Genomic DNA, 698 nt, shown 5'->3' with positions numbered 1-698 from the left:
GGCGAGGCCGTGCGCGCGCAGGTCGACCGGCACGAGCGCGGCGCCGCTGAGCAGTGCCGGGTACAGGTCCGGGATCGCCGCGTCGAAGCCGAACGACGCGAGCAGGCTGAGCCGGTCGGCCGCGGTGACGCCGAGCGCGGCGATCTGGTTGTCGACGACGTGCAGAAGGTTGCGGTGGGTCTGCGCGACGGCCTTCGGCCTGCCGGTCGAACCCGAGGTGAACAGCACGTACGCCAGGCCGTCGGGATCGGATTCGGGCACCGGGAGCGGCGCGGTCTCCGTGCCCGAGCGCACGAGCCGCGCGGATCCGGTGCGGCACAGGAACTCCGCCAGCTCGGAGTGCTCCGGATCCGCGAGCACGGCGGTCACCCGCGCGGCCGCGAGCTGGTACTCGAGACGGTCACGGGGGAACGTCGGATCCAGCGGGACGTAGGCGCAGCCCGCGGCGAGGGTGCCGAGGATCGCCGCGATCGCGGCGCTGCCGTGCCCGGTGACGAGCCCGACCCGCTCCCCCGGCCGGACACCGGCGTCGCGCAACCGCAGCGCGCGGCCTCCCGCGAGACCGGCGAGCGAGGCGTAGGTGATCCCGGTGCCGTCCTCGAAGACCGCGATCCGATCGGGCGATCGCCGGGCGTGCATGTCGAATCGGCTGACGCAGCCGGCTGCTGTCATCGGGCGTCGAGCAGTCGCTCCGAGGT

The 698-nt window shown here is 74.2% G+C and carries 1 protein-coding gene; it reads right to left on the bottom strand.

All coding sequences use genetic code 11. From position 1 onward, the window contains the following. Positions 1–672: AMP-binding protein (locus tag CFP71_RS43230; protein ID WP_143267362.1), on the bottom strand; the 672-nt coding region annotated here is incomplete at its 3' end. Positions 673–698: the final 26 nt, after the last annotated feature.

Source organism: Amycolatopsis thailandensis (assembly GCF_002234405.1).
GTDB lineage: Bacteria > Actinomycetota > Actinomycetes > Mycobacteriales > Pseudonocardiaceae > Amycolatopsis > Amycolatopsis thailandensis.
This window is presented reverse-complemented; position numbering and strand designations above follow the sequence as displayed.